The 21307-nt window shown below is 62.3% G+C and carries 19 protein-coding genes; 13 read left to right on the forward strand and 6 right to left on the reverse strand.

The features are described from left to right. The first annotated feature begins 169 nt into the window (after positions 1-169). Entirely contained in the window at positions 170-934 is a 765-nt protein-coding gene (locus EGM97_RS20265) for an SDR family NAD(P)-dependent oxidoreductase (RefSeq protein ID WP_238964406.1), read from the forward strand. A 99-nt stretch (positions 935-1033) separates the two neighbouring features. Here EGM97_RS20265 and EGM97_RS20270 read toward each other — a convergent pair whose 3' ends face one another. Genes EGM97_RS20270 through EGM97_RS20285 form a run of 4 tightly spaced genes read right to left on the reverse strand, consistent with a single transcriptional unit; the run spans position 1034 to position 4210 of the window. Further along, positions 1034-2248, reverse strand: a complete 1215-nt coding sequence (locus EGM97_RS20270) for a pyridoxal phosphate-dependent aminotransferase (RefSeq protein ID WP_238964407.1) — start codon at positions 2246-2248, stop codon at positions 1034-1036. After that, positions 2245-2883 carry an RraA family protein gene (locus EGM97_RS20275; RefSeq protein WP_238964408.1) on the reverse strand — a complete coding sequence of 213 codons (639 nt, stop codon included), beginning with the start codon at positions 2881-2883 and terminating at the stop codon, positions 2245-2247. The genes EGM97_RS20270 and EGM97_RS20275 overlap by 4 nt, the downstream gene beginning before the upstream one ends. Next, positions 2883-3545: an RraA family protein gene (locus EGM97_RS20280; RefSeq protein WP_238964409.1), complete on the reverse strand. Its 663-nt coding sequence runs from the start codon at positions 3543-3545 to the stop codon at positions 2883-2885. Before EGM97_RS20280 ends, EGM97_RS20275 begins: the two co-directional genes overlap by 1 nt. Then, complete coding sequence (locus tag EGM97_RS20285; RefSeq protein ID WP_238964410.1) at positions 3542-4210, reverse strand: RraA family protein; 669 nt, start codon at positions 4208-4210, stop codon at positions 3542-3544. The genes EGM97_RS20280 and EGM97_RS20285 overlap by 4 nt, the downstream gene beginning before the upstream one ends. 104 nt (positions 4211-4314) lie before the next feature. On the opposite strand from EGM97_RS20285, the gene EGM97_RS20290 reads away from it, so the two are divergent. The 10 genes from EGM97_RS20290 to EGM97_RS20335 all read left to right on the forward strand — a co-directional run bounded on the left by EGM97_RS20290 (position 4315) and on the right by EGM97_RS20335 (position 14347). Next, positions 4315-5214 carry a LysR family transcriptional regulator gene (locus EGM97_RS20290; protein WP_238964411.1) on the forward strand — a complete coding sequence of 300 codons (900 nt, stop codon included), beginning with the start codon at positions 4315-4317 and terminating at the stop codon, positions 5212-5214. Positions 5215-5333: 119 nt separating this feature from the next. Then, positions 5334-6152 (forward strand): alpha/beta fold hydrolase, encoded by an 819-nt coding sequence (locus tag EGM97_RS20295; RefSeq protein ID WP_238964412.1) that lies wholly within the window; start codon positions 5334-5336, stop codon positions 6150-6152. Between the two features lie 346 nt (positions 6153-6498). Next, complete coding sequence (locus EGM97_RS20300) at positions 6499-7203, forward strand: heavy metal response regulator transcription factor (protein ID WP_238964413.1); 705 nt, start codon at positions 6499-6501, stop codon at positions 7201-7203. Next, positions 7203-8576: a heavy metal sensor histidine kinase gene (locus EGM97_RS20305; RefSeq protein WP_238964414.1), complete on the forward strand. Its 1374-nt coding sequence runs from the start codon at positions 7203-7205 to the stop codon at positions 8574-8576. Before EGM97_RS20300 ends, EGM97_RS20305 begins: the two co-directional genes overlap by 1 nt. Before the next feature lie 112 nt (positions 8577-8688). Continuing rightward, a complete protein-coding gene (locus EGM97_RS20310; protein ID WP_053153947.1) occupies positions 8689-8949 on the forward strand; it encodes a DUF2790 domain-containing protein in 261 nt (86 codons plus the stop codon). 46 nt (positions 8950-8995) lie between these two features. Continuing rightward, positions 8996-10039 (forward strand): oxidoreductase, encoded by a 1044-nt coding sequence (locus EGM97_RS20315; RefSeq protein ID WP_477788842.1) that lies wholly within the window; start codon positions 8996-8998, stop codon positions 10037-10039. Between the two features lie 70 nt (positions 10040-10109). Then, positions 10110-11423, forward strand: coding sequence for an NTP/NDP exchange transporter (locus EGM97_RS20320; RefSeq protein WP_238964416.1), 1314 nt, complete (start codon positions 10110-10112; stop codon positions 11421-11423). A gap of 97 nt (positions 11424-11520) precedes the next feature. After that, on the forward strand, positions 11521-12141 hold the full coding sequence (locus tag EGM97_RS20325; RefSeq protein ID WP_238964417.1) for a TetR/AcrR family transcriptional regulator: 621 nt from the start codon (positions 11521-11523) through the stop codon (positions 12139-12141). A 105-nt stretch (positions 12142-12246) separates the two neighbouring features. Beyond that, on the forward strand, positions 12247-13026 hold the full coding sequence (locus tag EGM97_RS20330; RefSeq protein ID WP_238964418.1) for a thioesterase family protein: 780 nt from the start codon (positions 12247-12249) through the stop codon (positions 13024-13026). A 49-nt stretch (positions 13027-13075) separates the two neighbouring features. Further along, positions 13076-14347 carry an OmpP1/FadL family transporter gene (locus EGM97_RS20335; RefSeq protein ID WP_238964419.1) on the forward strand — a complete coding sequence of 424 codons (1272 nt, stop codon included), beginning with the start codon at positions 13076-13078 and terminating at the stop codon, positions 14345-14347. A gap of 76 nt (positions 14348-14423) precedes the next feature. On the opposite strand, the gene EGM97_RS20340 is transcribed toward EGM97_RS20335, so the two are convergent. Then, positions 14424-15209, reverse strand: coding sequence for an SDR family NAD(P)-dependent oxidoreductase (locus EGM97_RS20340; RefSeq protein WP_238964420.1), 786 nt, complete (start codon positions 15207-15209; stop codon positions 14424-14426). Between the two features lie 57 nt (positions 15210-15266). Next, on the reverse strand, positions 15267-16727 hold the full coding sequence (locus EGM97_RS20345; protein WP_238964421.1) for an efflux transporter outer membrane subunit: 1461 nt from the start codon (positions 16725-16727) through the stop codon (positions 15267-15269). A gap of 221 nt (positions 16728-16948) precedes the next feature. Here EGM97_RS20345 and EGM97_RS20350 point away from each other — a divergent pair, with 221 nt between their 5' ends. Next, positions 16949-18058: an efflux RND transporter periplasmic adaptor subunit gene (locus EGM97_RS20350; protein WP_238964422.1), complete on the forward strand. Its 1110-nt coding sequence runs from the start codon at positions 16949-16951 to the stop codon at positions 18056-18058. Then, complete coding sequence (locus EGM97_RS20355; RefSeq protein WP_238964423.1) at positions 18055-21117, forward strand: efflux RND transporter permease subunit; 3063 nt, start codon at positions 18055-18057, stop codon at positions 21115-21117. The genes EGM97_RS20350 and EGM97_RS20355 overlap by 4 nt, the downstream gene beginning before the upstream one ends. The last annotated feature ends 190 nt before the right edge of the window (positions 21118-21307 follow it).

Raw genomic sequence — 21307 nt, forward strand, 5'->3', positions numbered from 1 at the left:
ATAAGGTAACGCAGCCGTGACCTGCCAGCGCAAAATCCCGACAGCCCCGGCAAGCCTGCAAAAGCCAGGATCCTCCCGTTGCGAGACAGTGAAGCCGTCGATAACGACAGCGCCTCACAGGCGCCGAGCCGGTGAATGTCTCCCGGGCTCGCAACGCAGGAGAGCAATCATGACCGATATCAAGCAGCGTTTTCCCAACGAAGTCGAAGGCAAAGTCGCATTGGTAACCGGTGCCGCCAGTGGCATTGGCAAGGCTATCGCGCTATTGCTGCATGCCCGTGGCGCCAAGGTCGTCGCCGAAGACCGTAACCCCGCCGTCGAAGAACTGGCCCGCCCTGGACTGGTGCCGCTGGTGGCCGACATCACCGAGGATGGCGCCGCCGAACGCGCGGTTGGCCTGGCCGTCGAGCAGTTCGGCCGGCTGGACATCCTGGTCAATAACGCCGGGATCATCATCAACAAGCTGGTCATCGACATGACCCGTGAAGACTGGGAGCGTATCCAGGCAGTCAACGCCACGGCAGCCTTTCTGCATTGCCGCGAAGCGGTCAAGGCGATGATGCCCAACAAGTCCGGCGCCATCGTCAACATCGCGTCCTATGCCTCTTATTTCGCCTTCCCGACCATTGCCGCCTACACGGCGTCGAAGGGCGCCCTGGCCCAACTGACCCGAACATTGGCCCTCGAAGCGATCGGGCATGGCATCCGCGTCAACGCCGTCGGCGTCGGCGACGTGGTGACCAACATCCTCAACGACGTGGTCGAGGACGGCCCGGGTTTCCTGGCTCAGCATGGCGAGGCCGCTCCCATCGGACGGGCCGCGCAGCCAGAGGAAATCGCTGAAGTCGTCGCGTTCCTCGCCTCGGATCGCGCCAGCTTCATCGTCGGTTCGGTGGTGATGGCCGACGGCGGCATGACCGTCACTGCGGGTTGATCGTGCTTACGCAGAAGCGAGGGGGTGGGCCTGGCGAAACTCAATGGCGGTAACAGCTAACCCGGCCACGGCCGGGTTGCTTTTTTCTTTCGGCACCGATCAACGCAAGCGGGTGCAGAACGCGCCGATGGCCTCGCAGGCCTTGCGCAACGAAACGTCATCCAGGGCGTAGGCGATGCGCAGGTATGGGCCCAGGCCAAAGGCGCTGCCGTGCACTACGGCGACATCCGCTTCGTCGAGCAGGGCATGGGCGACCTCTTCATCGCTGTGCAATACCCGGCCACCCGCCGAGGTACGACCGATCAGTCCGGCGCAGGACGCGAAGGCGTAGAACGCGCCGGCGGGGCTGACGCATTCAAGGCCCGGGATATCGTTCAACAGCGCCACCATCAAGTCGCGCCGACGTTGGAAAGCGGCGCGGCTTTGCCGGACGAAGTCCTTGGGGCCTTTCAGCGCCGCGAGCGCCGCCTGTTGAGAGACGGAGCTGGCGCCTGAGGTCTGTTGCCCCTGAAGTTTTTCCATGGCCTCCAGCAGCCAGCGTGGGCCGGTGGCGAAACCGATGCGCCAACCGGTCATGGCGTATGCCTTGGACACTCCGTTCATGGTCAAGGTGCGCGCTGCCAGACGTGGTTCGACCTGGGCCAGGGTATGGAATGCCTGGTCATCGAAGATCAGATGCTCGTAAATGTCATCCGCCAGGATCAGCACGTGAGGGTGAGTCAGCAGCACCTCGGCCAATGCCCGCAATTCGTCCCGGCTGTACACCGCACCGGTTGGGTTGGAGGGCGAATTGAGGATCAGCCAGCGGGTCTGCGGGGTAATCGCATCGGCCAGCGCCGCTGGCGTCAGCTTGAACCCTGTGTCGATATCGCAGGTGACGATACGGGCTTGCCCTGCGCACAGTTGCACCATTTCCGGATAACTGACCCAGTACGGCGCCGGCACGATCACCTGGTCACCTTCGTTGAGCGTGGCGGCAAAGGCGTTGTAGATCACCTGTTTGCCGCCATTGCAGATCAGCGTGTCTTGCCAGGTGACGTCCAGGCCATTCTCGCGGCGGAATTTGGCGGCCACTGCCTCTCGGAGCGATCGCACCCCGGCTACCTGGGTGTAGCGTGTATGGCCCTGTTCGATAGCTTCAATGGCCGCGTCGCGTATATGCCTGGGCGTATCGAAATCGGGTTCGCCGGCACACAGCGAAATGATTTTCGCGCCTTGCGCTCGCCGTTCAGCCACCCGATCCATGATCCGGTAAGTCGCCGAAGGTTGTGCATTCGCCAAGTGTCGGTTCAACCGTTGGATGTCGATGTTCATGCACGGGTTCTCCATTCGGTCAGGTTCATCAGTTCCAGGGTCGAACGGCCTTCGGTCAACGCCTGCATCATCTGTGTTTCCTTGTCCGCTCGGGCCTGGCCTTCTGCCAGGGTGCGCGCGGCATCCTCCTTGGGCAGGATGATCACCCCGTCTTCGTCAGCCACCACCAGGTCGCCCGGCGCCACAGGGACGCCGGCGAAGTTGAAAGGCTGGCCCACCGACGGGGCGCTCGCCTTGACCGTACCCTTGACCGAAATGCCCCGGGCAAACACCGGAAACCGGCGTTTTTTAAGTGCGGCGACATCCCGTACGCCGCCGTCGATAACCAGGCCGGCGACACCCGCGGCTTCGGCGGCCACGGTGAGCACTTCGCCCCAGTAACCGGCAATGAAACCGCCGGTGCCCACGACCAACACGCTGCCACGCGGTACACGTTCCATGGCCAGGTGCAGGGCCAGATTATCGCCTGGCGAACACTCCAGCGGATAAGCACGTGCGGCAATGAACGCACCGTCCCAGACCGGGCGGATGGCGCTGTCCACCGCGCAAGGCAGGTGCGATGCTTCATACAAGGTCGAGCTGCCCAGCAACCTGGCCTGGGCCTGGAAGTCCGGGGGAAAGGGGAGCATGGCCATCAGATTTTCCTCTGCAGACTGTGATAACCCAATGCGGCGCGGGCTTCTTTCAGGGTTTTGCCTTGAGCGATCAGGGCGCGGATATCCGCTTCCACCGATTCGATCCGACGGGCGCAGGCCGCCACCTCAGCGGCCCGGTCGCGGGGCACGATCAGCACTCCGTTGGCGTCGGCAACCACGATGTCTCGTGCGCAGACCCTGGCCGTGCCGATGGACACTGGCTGGTTGACCGATTGCACTTGCACGCGGTCCTTGCCGGTGCGCATGAAGCGGCCCTTGCTGAAGATCGGATAGCCGTCTCCCAGGGCCTTGTTCACGTCGCGACAGACGCCGTCGATGACCGTGGCCGCGATCCGCCGGGCGCCGGCGTACTGGGTCATGATGTCGCCCCAGACCGTGCAGTCGCTGCGGCCTGCGTTGTCGATGACCACGATGTCACCGGGGGCAACGTCTTCGATAAAGTCGCCCACGGTGCCAGGGGGAACGCTGGCCGTGACGTACTGCACGGTGAAGGCTGGCCCGACGATGACGTGCCTGTAATTGTCCAGCGCAGCGATGCCCAGGCACTGGCCGGGCAGGCCGAGTTTGTCCATCGCGTCGGACACGCCTGGCGTGTCCAGGCCCTCGAACAGCGCCACCAGATCTTTGTCCTCGGGGCTCATCGGGCGTCCTCCACACGGATGGCTTCGAACTGAGTGTCATGCATCACCTCGGCAACCGAGCGGCCGCAACGCACTGCTTCGACCATACCTGCCTGGCGTCGGGCGATGCGCTCGCCAAGGTCGAGTACTTTGTCTATGTGAGCCTGGGGCACGAAGACCGTCCCACATTGGTCGGCGATGACAAAGTCGTCCTCGCTGACCTGGACACCGGCGACGCTGATGGCCACTGCCGAGTCGGCCTGAATGACCCGATTGCGGGCGCTGATCATGGTGACGCCACGTCCATACACTGGGTAGCCGATGGCCTCGCTGCCATCGATATCGCGACTGAAACCGTCGATCACCGTGCCGCGCACCTGCTTGTCCACTGCGGCGTTGGCCAGGATATCGCCCCAGCAGGAAATGCCCTCGAGCCCACCGGCGATCACCAACACGCGGTCGGCGCTGACGATCCTTTCGATGACCGGCGTAATCAGGTGCACGGTGGGCGCGTCGTCGGTTTTCGCGGCCAGCAGCACTGTACTGGCGCGGCCGACGATTTTCGGACAGTTCCACAGCGGTCGCAGGCCAACGGTGGCTCCCGAAAGACCAAGGAAATCCAGCGCATCGGACACCGTATTGGTGTCCAGCGCCGACAGGCGATCAAGCAAACTCACAGCGGTCATTGGCAATCCTCCAGGATGACGGAGGCTGCAGTGTTGGCGAGTTGCCTTGATCGGTATATTACTTATCAACTAACCCACAAATACGCTCAGGCTATGGATCGTCCATGATCAATTTTCGTTTGATTCGCCATCTCTGGCTGTTCCTCGCCGTGGCCGAGGAGCAGAACTTCGGCCGCGCGGCCAAGCGTCTGGGCATGTCCCAACCGCCGTTGAGCGAACAGATCCAAGTGCTGGAGCAGGCGCTCAAGGTGAAGTTGTTCGAACGTTCACGGCGCGGTGCGCAATTGACCCCTGTGGGGGTGGCGATCCTGCCGGCGGTGCGTAAGTTCGCCGAGCAGTTGGAGCGCCTGGAGCTGGCCGTCGAAGAAGCGGTGGCGGGGCAGTCGGGCATGCTCACCATCGGCGCGATCTCCACCGCCATGTTCGATGTGTTGCCAGGCTTGATCGAGCGTTTGAAGAGCAAATACCCGCAGCTCACGGTGTCGGTACGTGAAATCGACAGCGTTGAAGCTGTCCCGGCGCTGGAGGCCGGTGACATCGATCTGGCTTTTGCGCGGCTGGATGGCGACCTGGGGGATACCATCGAGTCGCTGCCATTATTGGAGGATCGTCTGGTGGTGGCCTTGCCCAGCGATCATCCCCTGGCTTCGCGCACGCGGATCAGCTTGTCCAGCCTGTCCAACGAGCCCCTGGTGATGTTTTCCCGCAAGGTCAGTCCGGTGTATTTCGATAACCTGATCGCAACGTGCCGGGCCAGTGGATTTTCCCCTCGGGTGTTGCATGAGGTGCGCTCCGTTGCCTCGCAGATTGCCTTCGTCAGCTATGGCCAGGGCATTGCACTGGTGCCGGCGTCGCTGAAGAAACTTGCACCGCCAGGGGTGGTGTTCAGGTCGCTGAGCCAGAAGCTCAATGTTGTAACCACTGCCGTGGCCTGGAACGCGGAGCGGGGCAACCCGTTGGTGGAAGAGGTGGTGGCCGGTTTCCGAACGCGAGGCAATCGATAGGTCTGGCCTATGAAAATCTTCCCGAATCCGGAATTTACAGAACACTGGATTACCTCGACATTGCGGGCCTGGCCGCCGGTGCCGTTGCCCGGTCTTCCATTTCCCAAGGAGTCTGTTACGTGTGCGCAGCCGAAACGTTCGATCATCTGGAGATACCCCTGACGGTGCAGGGTGTTGCGCTGAACATCGCCGCCCTCCACCGTGGCGGCGACAAGGAGCCGATCCTGTTCTTGCACGGGTTTGGTTCAACCAAGGAAGACTACGCCGATATCGTGTTGCACCCGGCATTCGACGGGCATCCGTTTGTCGCCTATGACGCGCCTGGTTGCGGTGAAAGCCAGTGCGATGACCTGGCGCGAGTCTGCATTCCCCTCCTGGTGGAAACGGCGCGACAGGTGCTGGCGCATTTCGATTTCGAACGCTTCCACCTGGTGGGCCATTCGATGGGTGGGCTGACGGCCTTGATGCTGGCCGATCAATGCCCGGATCGAGTGATCAGTTTTGTCGACATCGAAGGCAACATCGCGCCGGAAGACTGCTTCCTCAGCCGGCAGATCGTTGATTATCCCAGCGATGAACCGCACGCCTTCTTCGCGGCGTTCATCGAGCGCACCCGCCAGGCGCCGGCCTACGCCAGCGCACTCTACTCGGCGAGCCTGAAGCACAAGGTGCGTACCGGGGCGGTGCGAGGGATCTTCCAGTCGATGGTCGCCCTGTCGGACAACGGCGACCTGATGGACAGGTTCCTCGGCTTGAGCTGCCCGAGAATGTTCATGTATGGCGAGCAGAACGCTGGATTGTCCTACCTTCCTCATATCCAGGCCAACGGCGTACGGTTGGCGCCGATCGCTCACTGCGGTCATTTTCCGATGTATTCCAACCCGGTGGCGATGTGGCAACAGATTGCCGATTTCCAGGGAAGCGACCGGACCGGCTGAGTTCGGTCAACGAGGGCATGACGGTGCCTCAGGACGAGCCGATGTCACGACGGTTCGGCAGATGCGCAGGTGTCTGCGGCAACGGTTGCGTCTGCCACCGCCGCCGATCAGTCAGGTTTGGCCTCGACCTGTCGCGCCCCCGAGCGGTCCGGGCCGCCCGGTAAAAGTGACCCGGGCGCGCCTTTCAATGACGATTGAAGCGGGTTGGGCGCGATACGGCCATCGGGCGATTCTGACAGTAATGTCAGGAAGCGGTCAGCCTCCGGACACTTTCGTTATCTAGACTGGAGGATGGCTTGATGCAGGCTGTGGTGCCTGCTTGTCCCGCTTCCAGAGGAATTACCTGATGCGCCTGCTCATCGTCGAGGACGAGGAAAAGACTTCCTCCTATGTGCATCGTGGCTTGAGTGAACTGGGCTACATCGTCGATGTGGCGAACAACGGCATCGATGGCCTGCACTATGCGCTGGAGCTGGATTACGACGTAGTGATCCTCGATGTGATGCTGCCCGGCAAGGACGGATACGACGTGCTGCAAGGCTTGCGCGCGCACAAGAACACCCCGGTCATCATGCTATCGGCCCGAGGAGCGGTGGACGATCGCGTGCGAGGGCTGCGCGAGGGCGCGGATGATTACCTGGGCAAACCCTTTTCGTTCGCCGAACTCGTCGCACGGGTCCAGGCCTTGATACGGCGTCGCGCCGGCGACACGGCCGACCTGACGCATCTGCGCATCGACGATCTGGAAGTCGACCTGCAGGCGCGCAAGGTGACCAGGGGCGGGCTGCGCCTGGACCTGACGGCCAAGGAGTTCTGTCTGTTGAGCCTGTTGGCGCGGCATCAGGGCGAGATCCTGTCGAAGTTGATGATTGCCGAGCAGGTCTGGGACATGAACTTCGACAGTGACGCCAACGTGGTCGAGGTCGCGATCAAGCGCGTCCGGGCCAAGGTCGATGCTCCGTATCCGCGCAAGCTGCTGCATACCGTCCGTGGCATGGGCTACGTGCTGGAGAGTCGCGACACTGATGGTCGCCAGGCCGGGCAGCCATGATGAAGCGTTCGATAGCCCGGCGGCTGGCCCTGATGTTCGCGCTGGCCGCCATGCTGATCACATCGGTCAGCGCGACGTTGCTGCGTTGTTCGTTGAAACAATCGCTCAATGAGCAGATGCAGAACGAGCTGATCCTGCGCCATTCCGTGCTCGATCCGGTGCTGGCGAAATACGACTCGCCGGCGTTCTGGGTCGGCCTGCGGCAGAAGTTGGATGGCCTGACGCCTGCCGATGAACGGGTGCGCTATTGGGTCGTGGTCGATGACCCGGCCTACAGTTATGGCGGGCAGATGCCGGACGGCCAGGACTGGTCGAGGCGTCCGGATGGCTTTTCCACCCTCGAAATCGCTGACCGGGATCGCCCGATGGAGCTGCTGGTCAAAACCATTCCCGCCCTGGGCAGCCGTCCTGAATTGCGATTTATCGTGGGGCTGGATTCGACGCCATTCATGAAAACCCTGGACCACTTCACCAGGATACTGATCCTGATTTCCGCCCTGGGTGTGGTGCTGGTGGCGTTGCTCGGTTACTGGATCGCGCGTTTTGGCCTGGGACCCGTGAGGCGACTCAGCAGGCAGGCCAACAGCCTGCCGCCGGGCGATTCGAAGCAGCGGCTGGACACCGATGCACTGCCGGGCGAATTGCAGGAGCTGGCGATGTCGTTCAACGGCGCCCTGGCTCGCCAGGAGGCCGCCTGGTGCCAACTCGAAGGGTTCAATGCCAATGTGGCCCATGAACTGCGTACGCCCCTGACCAACCTGATCGGGCAGACCCAGGTGGCCTTGGCCCACGGGCGGGATGTAGGCGAGCTTCAGGACCTGTTGCAATCGAATCTCGAGGAGCTGGAGCGGCTGGGGGGCATCGTCAATGACATGCTGTTCCTGGCGGGGGCTGAAAGCGGGCAGCGGGCAACCGAGCTGAGTGATGTCTCGCTCTACGAGGAGGCATCCAAGACCGTGGAATATCTCGAGCCCGTCTTGCACGACAAGCAACTGAGCGTGGTCATCAGCGGCGATATGCGAGCCCGGATCGACCGGCGCCTGTTCCACCGTTCCCTGGCCAATCTGTTGCAGAACGCAGCGCGCTACGCGGTCCCGGCGAGCACCATCACGGTCAGTCTGGTGAGCCAGGGAATGCAGGTGGAGGTCAGCGTTTCCAATGCTGGCGAGCCCATTGACGGCGTGCATCTGGAGCGTCTGTTCGAGCGTTTCTATCGCGCCGACGCCGCCAGGGCCCGAAGCGATGCGCACCACGGCCTGGGACTCTCGATCGTGCGGGCGGTGGCGTCCATGCACGGAGGACGCGTGTTCGCCCGCAGCCAGGACGGGTTCAATACGTTTGGATTTTCCTTGATAAGCCAGGCCGTCCGCTAAGCGATCCGATTGGCGTTTGACATCTTCCTGTCAGTCGCCAGTCACCTTGACGTCAGTCACCCCTCCCTAGAGTGCTACGACCATCCCGGTGAGGACAGTCGTGGAGTCCGTTATGAACATCCGAAATGTATCGACCGCCAGCCTGCTGGCCGTTATCGCATTGAGCAATCCGTCCCTGTTCGCCAAGGAGCAGACGCAAGACCCGGCCTACGAATATGGCATGCCGCTGGACATCGCCCGGGTCATTCGCATCGAGGCACCGGCACCGCAAACGTGCGAGGTCGTGCGGGCCAAGATGACCTATGTGAATACGCAAGGGGTCATCGAGCGCGTCAGTTTCCTGCAATTGGCTGAGGCGTGCGCCATCCAGTAAGCGTCCGGCAATGCCGGTTCATCCTTCGAAATGGAGAATTCCCATGATGTGGATCAGCACAACAACACCCGTAGACATCAGAAACCGGCTGGTGAGGCTGGCCCGTGTGCTGGCGGCCAGCGTCACGCTGCTCAGCGTGGTGAGCGTCGAAGCCGCCGACAAGGTTGCACCGAAACCGCAATGGTCGACGCGCGACATGCCGTCGCAAAAAGGCCGGATCATCCTCATCACCGGTGGCACGAGCGGTATGGGCTACGAGGATGCGCTGGCACTGTCCCGCGCGGGTGCCGAGGTCATCATCGCGGCTCGCAACCCGGAGCGCGGTGCCCAGGCCATCGCGCGGATCAGACAGGCCGTGCCCGACGCCAGGGTGCAGTTCGAAACGCTGGACCTGGCCGATCTTTCATCGGTACGCGGCCTGGCCGAAAGACTCAACCAGAGGCTGCCGCGACTGGATGTCCTGATCAATAACGCCGCCATCATGGCGCCGCCGGAGCGGGGGACGTCTGCCGATGGCTTCGAGCTCCAGTTGGCCACCAATTACCTGGGGCATTTCGCCTTGACCGGCCTGCTGGTGCCGTTGTTGCGCCAGAGCCAGGATCCTCGGGTGGTCAGTCTTTCGAGCATTGCCGCCGCCCGTGGCGCGATGAACTTCGATGATCTGCAGGCTGAGCGCCAATACGAGCCCTATGCCGCCTACGCGCAATCCAAGCTTGCCGTCCTGCATTGGGCATTCGCGCTGCAACGGCGCAGCGAGGCAGCCGGTTGGGGCATCCGCAGCCTGGCGGCGCATCCGGGTGTCGCGGTGACCGAGTTGGTCGAACGTGGCCCCGGCTTGAACAGCGAGTTCGGTCAGCGGTGGGCGCAGGACCGTGATGCGTACCACTCCGCCGCGCAAGGGGCGTTGTCCACACTGTATGCAGCCACTGCGCCCGAGGCTGCCGGCGGGGCCTACTACGGTCCTATCGGCGACGAGGAAAAACGCGGCCCGCTGGGCTTTGCCAGAACGCCGGCGGCCGCGACCCACGAGGCGGATGCCGAACGACTCTGGACCGTCTCCGAACGGCTCACAGGCGTCACCTATCGCTGATGTTCCCTTTGGGCACGGGGATATGCCCCCGTGCCTGCCCCTTGGTGCATTGCCATCCCCAGGAGCTTCCATGAGCAGGCTTACTTATCTGCATCGATTGAGCATCGCCCTTAACGCACACGACGATGAACTGCGTCCGGCGCTGTGTGGGTTTCTGCTGTTTCTCTGCCTCTTCGCCGGTTACTTCATGCTGCGCCCGATCCGAGAATCAATGGGCATCGCGGCGGGCGTGGAGAATCTGCAATGGCTGTTTACCGCGACCTTCCTGGTCATGTTGGCTGCCGTTCCTTTGTTCGCCTGGCTCAGTGCCAGGGTTCCACGCCTGCGACTCGTTGACTGGGTGTATGGATTCTTTGGCATCAACCTGCTGATGTTCGTCGAGCTGTTCGAGTACCAACCGGACAGCCTGTGGCTGGCTCGGGTCTTCTACGTCTGGATATCGGTCTACAACCTGTTCGTCGTTTCCGTGGCCTGGAGCCTGATGGCGGATGTCTTCGACAGTGAACAGGCCAAGCGCCTGTTCGCGTTCATCGCAGCAGGTGCAAGCATCGGCGGGCTGTTGGGACCGGCCCTCAGCGCGGCGCTCATTGGTGTCGTCGGCGCTTCGGGGTTGATGCTGTTGGCGGCTCTGTTGCTCGGTGCCACGCTGCTCTTGAAGCGCAGGCTCATGGCATGGCGCGAGGAGGGCGGGGCCGGTCGACCGGGTGCAGCGCCGACGCAACATCCTCGCCAGCCCCTGCGCGGCAACCCGTTCAGCGGCTTCACGGCCGTGCTCCGGTCACCCTATCTGTTGGGGATCGCTGGCTTCGTGGTGCTGTTGGCCACGGTCAGTACGTTTCTCTATTTTGAACAGGCCCGCCTGGTGAGCGAGCACTTCCCGGATCGTGAGGCGCAGGTTCGTGTCTTCGGCACCCTCGACGTGATCGTGCAGGCAGGTGCCTTGCTGTCCCAACTGTTCATCAGCGGGCGTATCGCACCGAAGCTGGGAGTGCGTGCGCTGCTGGCAATCGTGCCGTTGATCATGTGCGTCGGCTTTCTGGGGCTTGCCTTGGCGCCCGGGTTCGCGTTGCTGGCGACATTGATGGTGGTGCGGCGGATCGGCGAGTACGCGTTCGTCCGGCCGGGCAGGGAAATGCTGTTCGCCTCGTTGGATGCCGAGAGCAAATACAAAGCCAAGAACTTTATCGACACGATGGTTTATCGGGCGGGTGATGCCATGAGCGGTTGGGTGAAAAGCCTGCTCGATGTGCTGGGGCAGGGGGGCGGGCTGGCGGCCATGATCGGTGCGGGTTGCGCGTTGGTGTGGGGATTGCTCGGCTGGCAGTTGGGACGGCGGGCTGATGATGGACAGGAAGAGGCGGAGTTGGACGCCAGTGTCGCCTAAACGTAAATCCTGTCGGAATCGACGAACGGCAAATTGTGACCAATAATAAAATAAGTCACAATTTGTCATCGGCCCTCAGGATGCGTAAGCTGCCCACATGACTCAATCATCATCTCCTTCGCCCAGCACCCGTGGCCCAGCCGATCACGACATCCGAGACCAGATTGTCGCGGCCGCCAACGAGCACTTCAGTCAATACGGTTACGCCAAGACCACGGTGTCCGACCTGGCCAAGGCCATCGGATTCTCCAAGGCCTACATCTACAAGTTCTTCGACTCCAAGCAGGCGATTGGCGAAGCCATCTGCTCCGGTTGCCTTGCGAAGATCGTCGAGGCCGTGGAACAGGCCACCCGGGAAGAGGACCTCTCTTCCACAGAGCGTTTCCGGCGCCTGGTCAAGACTCTGATCACCACTGGCGTGGACCTGTTCTTCAACGAACGCAAGCTGTATGACATTGCCGCCTACTCGGCTTCGGAGCGTTGGCCCAGCTCGCAGGTCTACAACGAACGGATCAAACGCTTCGTACTGGACGTGGTGCGCGAAGGGCGCGAGAGCGGTGAGTTCGAGCGCAAGACGCCGCTGGATGAGACCGTGGAGGCGATACATCTCGCGCTGCGGCCCTTCGTCAACCCGCTGCTGTTGCAACACAACCTCGATTACGTGGAAGAAGCCCCCACGCTTATCTGCAATCTGGTCTTGCGTAGCCTCATGCCCTGAGCCGGTCACGGCTGATGCGATGAGGATTGCGTTGCCTTTTTTGTGACTGTTGACACAAATGGTCACATGAATAATCATGGCGCATCTGCTTTTCGAGGGTCTGCTATGACCAGCTTCGCCCAGGTGGTGGCGCAATTCGATCCAAGTGTGCCTTTCGTCTGTCCGCCAGAATGGCGGCAGGGCCGGACCATTTTCGGCGGCCTGTCGGCGGCGCTGTCGCTGGAGGCGGTCTTGCGCGAGCGTCCCCAGGGCTTTCCTCCCTTCAAGTCCGCGCAGGTGTCATTCATAGGTCCGGTGACCCAGCCCCAGACCTTCGATGTCAGCGTGTTGCGCCAGGGGCGATCCGTCACCTCGGTCTCGGTGGACTGCCTGTCCGGCGATGAGCTGGCGTTGCGCACGACATTGCTGTTCGCCCAGCCGCGACCCAGCCGGATCGTCCACGAATCCTGGGGATGTCCAATGGTGGAAGGGCCTTCTCGATACGCCACCCTGGCGCTGGACAAGCGGATTGCGCCGGCCTGTGCCTACAACTTCGAGATGCGCCCGGCGGGCGGTTCACTCCCAGTCTCCGGCGCCGACAATCCGGAATTGTTGATGTGGGTACGTCACTTGGATGCGCAAGGCGTGGACCCGGCGGTGGCATTGATCGCGCTGGCGGACAGCTTGCCACCGGCGGCCATGACCTGCTTCACCGAACCTGCCGCCATCAGCTCTGCCTCCTGGACGATTGACCTGCCGCAGCCGGCCGTGGCTGGCGAATGGTTTCTGGTCAGCTCGTTCAGTCAGCAGGCACAGGAAGGTTATTCGTTGCAGGACATGGAAGTCTGGGACGAAAGCGGTCGGCGGGTGCTCTGGGCGCGCCAGACCGTGGCGATTTTTACGTAGCAACACACCAACTGCTCCATACCTCGGTAATTGTTTCCAGAGTCCAATAATGAAAAAAATAATGCTCAAGGCCCCGGTGGGTCTCGCTGTAGTGCTGTCCACATCCCAAGTGCTTGCCAGCGGTTTCGCGCTTAACGAGCAAAGCATCAGTGGGATGGGGGTGGGGTTTGCCGGGCGCTCTTCCTCGGCGGAAGATGCCAGCACCGTCTTCGGTAACCCGGCGGGCATGTCTCGCTTGAAAAAGGAACAGGTCAGCCTCGGGGCGGCGACCTTGTTTGCCAAGGCAGACATCAGCCAGACGCGCAGTACCTTCGGTGGCCAGGAGGACGGCGACATGGTGCCGACCACCACCATACCGATGGGGTATTACGTCAAGCCTGTGGATGAGCACTGGGCCGTTGGCGTTGGCTTCTATGTCCCGTTCGGTTTGATTACCGATTACGGCAGCGACTTTGCCGGGCGTTATTACGCCAACAAGAGCGAGGTCAAGACGCTGACCTTCCAGCCGACCATCAGCTACGCCTTCAACGACAAGGTGTCGATCGGTTTCGGTCCTACGATCAATCGTATCAGCGGCGAGATATCGGGAATGGTGCTCAACCCGCTCACTCCCGGCAGCAATGACGGGAAGCTGAAAAGCACCGGTGACGACACGGCGCTCGGTTTCAACGCCGGCATCCTGGTGCAGGCCACGGATCGGACTCGTCTGGGGCTGACCTATCACTCCAAGGTCAGTTATCACCTGGATGCCAAGTCCAAGCTCACCAATGGGGTCTTCAGCCTGCTGGGGGTAAGCGGTACAAGCTACGACGCTTCGTTGGACGTCGATACCCCGGAGTCGGTGGACTTCTCGGTTACTCACCAGCTCAACGATGACTGGACCCTGTATCTGGGCAGCACCTGGACGCGCTGGAGTCGCTTCAAGGAGCTGACCATCGAGAACTCGGGCCTGCCTCCGCTGCTGAGCGGGGCGCTGGGTACCATCAGCGAAGAGCAGAACTGGCATGACACCTGGGCCCATGCGATTGGCGCGGCCTACAGGCTGAACAATCAGTGGGTCCTTCGTGCTGGCTTCTCGGTCGACCAGTCGCCAGCCAACAACACCAATCGCGGGCCTCGGATTCCGACCGGGGACCGCAGCGTGATCAGCCTCGGTGCCGGTTGGACTCCGGGGGACGATGTCACGATCGACGTGGCTTATTCGTACCTGTGGGAAGAGAGCGTGCGAGTCAACGACGCATCCGCCAGCCGTGGCGCGTACAGTTCCAAATACCGGAACAGTGCGAACGGCTTCGGTGCTTCCGTCAGCTATCGTTTCTGATACCACTGAGCCGGGAACCCCAAGCGGGCTCCCGGCTTTTTCATATCCTTGAAACAGGCACCGCCTAGTCGTCGACTCAGGTGCCCATCACCTGCGTCATCAGACGCTGGTGAAACCGTCGTGGCGTGGCCCAGGTCAACACGGTGATCACCTTGTTGCCAAAGCCTGGTACGACGCTCATGCGGCCGGCTTGCAGTGCACGGATTCCGGCGCGTACCACCGGCTCGGGTTGCATCATGACCATTTTCAGGGCTGGCGTGAGCTTCTGGCTGGCGCTTTGCGCGAACCCGGTGTCCGACATGCCCGGACACAGCGCGGTCACGACGACGCCGTCGCGCTTGAGTTCCTGGTGCAGCGCCTCGCAGAAACGAAGCACGTAGGCCTTCGCCGCGGAATAAACCGAGAAATGCTTCACTCCCTGATAGGCCAGCAGGCTGGCGACCATCAGGATGTGCCCGCGTCGTCGGGCCCGCATGTCGGCCGCGAAGAGTCGAGTCAGGGCCGTCAGGCTGGCGATGTCCAGATCGATCATCGCCAGGGATTGGTCCAGGGTGTGTTCCAGGAAAGGGCCCTGCAAGCCATGGCCGGCGTTATTGATGAGCACATCAATGGTGATGCCGCGCCGGGTCAATCGCTCGTGCAGTTCGATGATCGCCGGGATTGAGGACAAATCAACTTGCTCGACGATCACCTCGATGCCGAAACGCTCGTGCAGTTGCGCCGACAGTGCCTCCAACTTGTCCAATCGGCGGGCGACCAGGATTAGCGATTTCCCCTGTTCTGCATATTGTCGGGCGAACTCTTCGCCAAATCCGCTCGAGGCGCCCGTAATGAGTACCCAGGAATTGCCGTTGGCTTGCATGTTGCTGTACTCCGGTGGGGTTAACTGCAAAGAAAAAGGAGAAGGGTGTTCGTCAGGTCATCGAGTGGCTACAGGCTCAGGCTCGGCAGGTTGCCAGCCGCCGCCGAGGGCCCGGAATGCGGCGACGGCGGCCCGTGCCGATTCCGTTCGGGCCTGGGCCCGGGTGTCGGAAGCCTGCAGCAGCGTCTCGTCGGCGTTGAGCACATCGATCAGGCTGGCCGTCCCTTTCTGGTAAGCGATAAAGGACGATTGGCGAGCCTGGGTCAGGGATGTTTCGCCGGCGGTGAGTGTGGTGGCCTGGGCTTCTCGATTCACCAGGGCAGAGAAAGCGTTCTCGACGTCTTCAGTAGCCCGCAGCACGGACTGGCGATAAGCGGCCAGGGCTTCGGCTTCCTGTCCCTTGGCCTGATCGATCCGGGCATTGATACGGCCGAAGTCGAACAACCTCCAGCGTAATCCCAGCGCGCCGGACGCCTGGCTGGCGCCGCCGGAAAACAGATGCCCGGCGGAAACGCTCGTAGCGCTGCCCAGCAACGCGCTGAGGGAAAATTTCGGATAGTACTCGGCGACGGCCTCACCAATGCGCGCATTCGAAGCCGCCAGACGACGTTCGGCGACGATCAGGTCTGGCCGGCGACGCAGCAGATCGGCGGGCGTCCCCATCTCGCTGATTCGAGGAGGCAAAGGGATGCTGCCGGTGGAGGCCAGCTGTGGGCGGTGGGTGCCTGGCGGGGCGCCAAGCATAACGTCCAACGCATTCATGGCGGCATCCAGGCCGGTCTGCAGAACCGGTACGGTGGCTTGCACTTGAGCAAGTTCGCCCTCGGTCTGATGAACCTGGTAGCTGGCGGCGAGGCCTTTGCTGTAGAGCAACCGGACTTTTTCCAGCAGGTCTTGCTGGGTTTTGACCTGTCGGTTCGCAATATCCAGCCGGGCCTGTAGACCGCGCAGGGTGATGTAGATATCGGCGGTTTGTGCGGCGACGGCCAAACGGGTGGCGGCTGCGCCGGCCTCGGACGCCTGGTACTCGGCCAGGGCGGCTTCGCGTCCGCGTCGCAGGCCGCCGAAAATGTCCATTTCCCAACTGGCGCCCAGGTCGAGCTCGTAGGCATTCCCGTAGCGATCAAACCCTGGGGTTGAATTGAGCACTCGGCCGATGGGGGTTTCGACCGATTGGTAGGCGCGGGCGGCCTGGCCGCTGATATTGCCCGACGGCAACAGCGCTGCATTGGCCGCTCCCAGGCCGGCCCGAGCCTGTGCGACCCGTGCCGACGCCTGCGCCAGGTCCAGATTCTGCTCAAGGGCCTTGGCAATGAAGTCGCTCAGCACAGGATCGCCAAAGCCCTCCCACCAGGTGACCAGGCTGGCGCGTGACGCGGCGGATCGTTGTTCGACGGCAGACTGGCCGATGAACCGATCCGACAGCGCAGCGTCCGGGCGGTGGTAGTCGGGGCCGACTGCGCAACCAGCCATCAGGCTGGCGCTCACCAAAAGAGCAAGGGGGCGAAGAGGGGGCATCAGGATTCCTCGGGGGAAACGTGTTTTGTGACCATATTATATTATGGTCACTACCTGTCAATTGGCTCTTCAGGGGGAAGTATTCTTCAAGGTGCACATTATAACTGAACGAAGCGGCGGTTCAGGTGCGTTAGGCTTAGGTTGATAGCTTGTGACCATTGACAGTATTGGTCACAAGCATAAGAATGTCGTCTCTCTCATCTGCTCAATAAAGGGAACCTATGCTCCGGCCTCGTCCTGTCACCTTCGCCGCCTGCTTGTTGCCTCTCGTCCTGACGGCGTGTGGCGATTCATCCACTGCCAAGGATCCGCGCACGCTGGCCCCTCTGGTCAGGGTCGCTGATGTCCGGGGTTCGTCCGACAGCTCACGCTCGTTTACCGGTGTCGTGGCCGCGCGCGTCCAGAGCGATCTGGGTTTTCGCGTGTCGGGCAAGGTGCTGGAGCGTCTGGTCGATGCCGCCCAGAGCGTCAAGAAGGGGCAGCCCCTCATGCGCCTGGACCCGATCGACCTGGGCTTGCAGGCGCGAGCGCAACAGGAGGCGGTGACAGCCGCCAAGGCCCGGGCCAAGCAGACGGCCGATGACGAGGCGCGCTACCGCGAGTTGGTTGCCGCCGGGGCGATTTCCGCGTCGGGCTACGACCAGATCAAGGCCGCCGCCGATACCGCCAAGGCGCAACTCAGCGCTGCCGAGGCCCAGGCCGACGTGGCCCGCAATGCGTCCGGCTATGCCGTGTTGGTCGCGGACGCCGATGGCGTGGTGATGGAGACCCTCGCCGAGCCGGGACAAGTGGTCAGCCCAGGGCAACCCGTGGTCCGACTGGCACGGGCCGGTCAGCGCGAAGCCGTTGTGCAATTGCCCGAAACCCTGCGACCCGCCCCGGGCGCCACTGCGCAGGCGACGCTCTATGGCAGTACGGCCGGGGCCGTCACGGCAAAGCTCAGGCTTCTTTCGGATTCGGCCGACCGTGTGACGCGCACCTTTGAAGCGCGCTATGTGCTCGAAGGTGCATTGGCTAACGCACCGCTGGGTTCGACGGTCACCCTTCGTATCGCCGAAGCCGCGGCCCAGGGGCGGGTGCTGCAAGTGCCGATTGCGGCCTTGTACGACCCCGGTAACGGCACTGGCGTGTGGGTCATTGACGGCGAGCCGGCAAAAGTCAGCTGGCGCCCCGTTCAGGTCTTGAGCTTGAGCGATGACGCCGCGCGCGTCACCGGCCAGCTCAACGTGGGCGAACGCATCGTCGGGCTGGGTGCACATCTGTTGCATGAAGGCGAGTCCGTACGAGTGCTCCAACAAGCTGACATGAAGGTCGTGGAGAACCGCCAATGAGCCTCAATTTATCGGCCGTCGCCGTTCGCGAGCGCTCGATCACGATTTTCCTGATCTTCCTGATTGCTGTCGCGGGAACCCTGGCTTTCTTCAAGTTGGGACGTGCGGAGGATCCGCCGTTCACGGTCAAGCAGATGACCGTCATCACCGCGTGGCCGGGCGCGACGGCGCAAGAGATGCAGGACCAGGTCGCCGAACCGCTGGAAAAACGCCTGCAAGAATTGAAATGGTACGACCGCACCGAAACCTACACCCGGCCGGGCCTGTCTTTCACCATGGTGTCGCTGTTGGACCGCACGCCGCCGTCAGAGGTGCAGGAAGAGTTCTATCAGGCGCGCAAGAAACTCGACGATGAAGCCACCCGGCTTCCGGCGGGTGTCATTGGGCCGTTGGTCAACGACGAATACTCGGACGTGACCTTTGCGCTGTTCGCCCTCAAGGCCAAGGGTGAGCCGCAGCGCGTACTGGTGCGGGATGCCGAGGCCTTGCGCCAGCGTCTGTTGCACGTGCCAGGCGTGAAGAAGGTCAACATCATCGGCGAGCAGGCCGAGCGCATTTTTGTCTCGTTCTCCCATGATCGCCTGGCCACCCTGGGCGTTTCGCCTCAGGATATCTTCGCCGCGCTCAACAGCCAGAACGTGCTCACTCCCGCCGGCTCCATCGAAACCAATGGACCGCAGGTTTTCCTGCGGGTGGACGGCGCTTTCGACAAACTGGAGAAAATCCGTGATACGCCCCTGGCGATCCAGGGGCGGACCTTGAAGCTCTCGGATGTGGCGACGGTGGAGCGGGGCTACGAAGACCCGGCCACGTTCCTGGTGCGCAACGGCGGTGAAGAAGCCTTGTTGCTGGGTGTCATCATGCGCGAGGGCTGGAACGGCCTCGATCTGGGCAAGGCCCTGGACGCCGAGACAACCAGGATCAATGAGGCCATGCCGCTGGGCATGACCCTGACCAAGGTGACCGACCAGGCGGTGAACATCAGCTCGGCGGTCGACGAGTTCATGGTCAAGTTCTTCGTCGCCTTGCTGGTGGTGATGGTCGTCTGCTTCATCAGCATGGGTTGGCACGTCGGTATCGTGGTCGCGGCGGCCGTGCCGTTGACCCTGGCGGTGGTGTTCGTGGTGATGGCCGCCACCGGCAAGAACTTCGACCGGATCACCCTGGGCTCGCTGATCCTGGCGCTCGGGTTGCTGGTGGACGACGCGATCATTGCCGTCGAAATGATGGTGGTGAAGATGGAGGAGGGCTACGACCGGATCAAAGCCTCCGCCTATGCCTGGAGCCACACGGCCGCGCCGATGCTGTCCGGTACGCTGGTGACGGCGATCGGTTTCATGCCCAACGGCTTTGCGCAGTCCACCGCTGGCGAATACACCAGCAACATGTTCTGGATCGTGGGCATTGCCCTGATCGCCTCCTGGGTGGTCGCGGTGGCCTTCACCCCTTACCTGGGGGTGAAGATGTTGCCGGACATCAAGAAGGTCGAGGGCGGCCATGCCGCCATCTACGACACCCCGCGCTACAACCGCTTTCGTCGGATCCTGACGCGGGTCATTGCGCGCAAATGGCTGGTGGCCGGCGCGGTTGTCACGCTGTTTGTCGTCGCCATCCTGGGCATGGGGCTGGTCAAGAAACAGTTCTTCCCAACCTCTGACCGGCCCGAGGTGTTGATCGAGGTGCAGATGCCCTATGGAACCTCCATCGAACAGACCAGCGCCACCACCGCCAAGGTCGAGGCCTGGCTGCAAAAACAGGAGGAAGCCAAGATCGTCACGGCTTATGTCGGGCAGGGTGCGCCGCGTTTCTTCCTGGCGATGGCGCCGGAGCTGCCGGATCCATCGTTTGCCAAGATCGTGGTGCTGACGGACAGTCAGGAATCGCGGGAAATCCTCAAGTTCCGTTTTCGCGAAGCAGTAGCCGAAGGGCTCGCGCCGGAGGCCCGTCTGCGGGCGACCCAGATCGTGTTCGGACCGTATTCGCCATTCCCGGTGGCTTACCGGGTCATGGGGCCAGACACGGCGAAGCTGCGCGAGATTGCCGCGCGTGTGCAGGACGTCATGCAAGCCAGCCCGATGATGAGAACCGTCAACACCGATTGGGGCCCGCTGACGCCGACGCTGCATTTCAACCTGGATCAGGATCGCTTGCAGGCGGTAGGCCTGACGTCCAGCGCCGTTGCCGAGCAATTGCAATTCCTGCTGGCTGGCGTACCGATCACCGCGGTTCGCGAGGACATCCGTTCGGTGCCGGTGGTGGGGCGCGCCGCGGGCGACATCCGCCTCGATCCCGCCCGGATCGAAGGCTTCACGCTGGTGGGCGCGGCGGGCCAGCGGATTCCGCTGTCCCAGGTGGGCGAGGTGGATGTTCGCATGGAGGACCCGATCCTTCGCCGTCGTGACCGCACCCCGACCATCACCGTGCGCGGCGACATTGCCGAAGGCCTGCAACCGCCGGATGTCTCGACCGCCGTCATCAAGCAGTTGCAACCGATCATCGACACGCTCCCGGACGGCTATCGCATCGAGCAGGCCGGAGCCATCGAGGAATCCGGCAAGGCCGGCAAGGCGATCGTGCCGCTGGTGCCGATCATGGTGGCGCTGACGTTGCTGATCATCATCGTGCAGGTGCGTTCGATCTCGGCCATGATCATGGTGTTCTTCACCGCGCCCCTGGGGCTGATCGGCGTGGTGCCGACGCTGCTGATCTTCAACCAGCCGTTTGGTATCAACGCCCTGGTCGGCCTGATCGCATTGTCGGGGATCCTGATGCGCAATACGTTGATTCTGATCGGGCAGATCCACCAGAACGCCCAGGAAGGGCTGGATCCGTTCCACGCGGTGATCGAAGCCACGGTGCAGCGGGCCCGGCCGGTGTTGTTGACGGCACTGGCGGCCATCCTGGCGTTCATCCCGCTGACCCACTCGATCTTCTGGGGAACGCTGGCCTACACGCTGATCGGCGGCACGTTCGTCGGCACCATCATGACGTTGGTGTTCCTGCCGGCGATGTATTCCATCTGGTTCAAGATCCGTGCTGTTGCGAGCGTTCGAACCTAAACCGCAAGGCCGGTCTAGAGGATTGATCGCTGGATGAATCCCGCTTCCGGCCAGGTAACAGAAATGCCACTCGATGAGTGCAATGCTGTTCAGTTAAGGATTATTGACTAATCCCTGAGCAGCAGGAAAATCCGGAATCTGACAAAGGATTCCGGATTTTTTATGCCCGTTGCACAGGACTTAGGCGCTG

The organism is Pseudomonas sp. AF32 (genome assembly GCF_022342325.2).
GTDB lineage: Bacteria > Pseudomonadota > Gammaproteobacteria > Pseudomonadales > Pseudomonadaceae > Aquipseudomonas > Aquipseudomonas uvaldensis.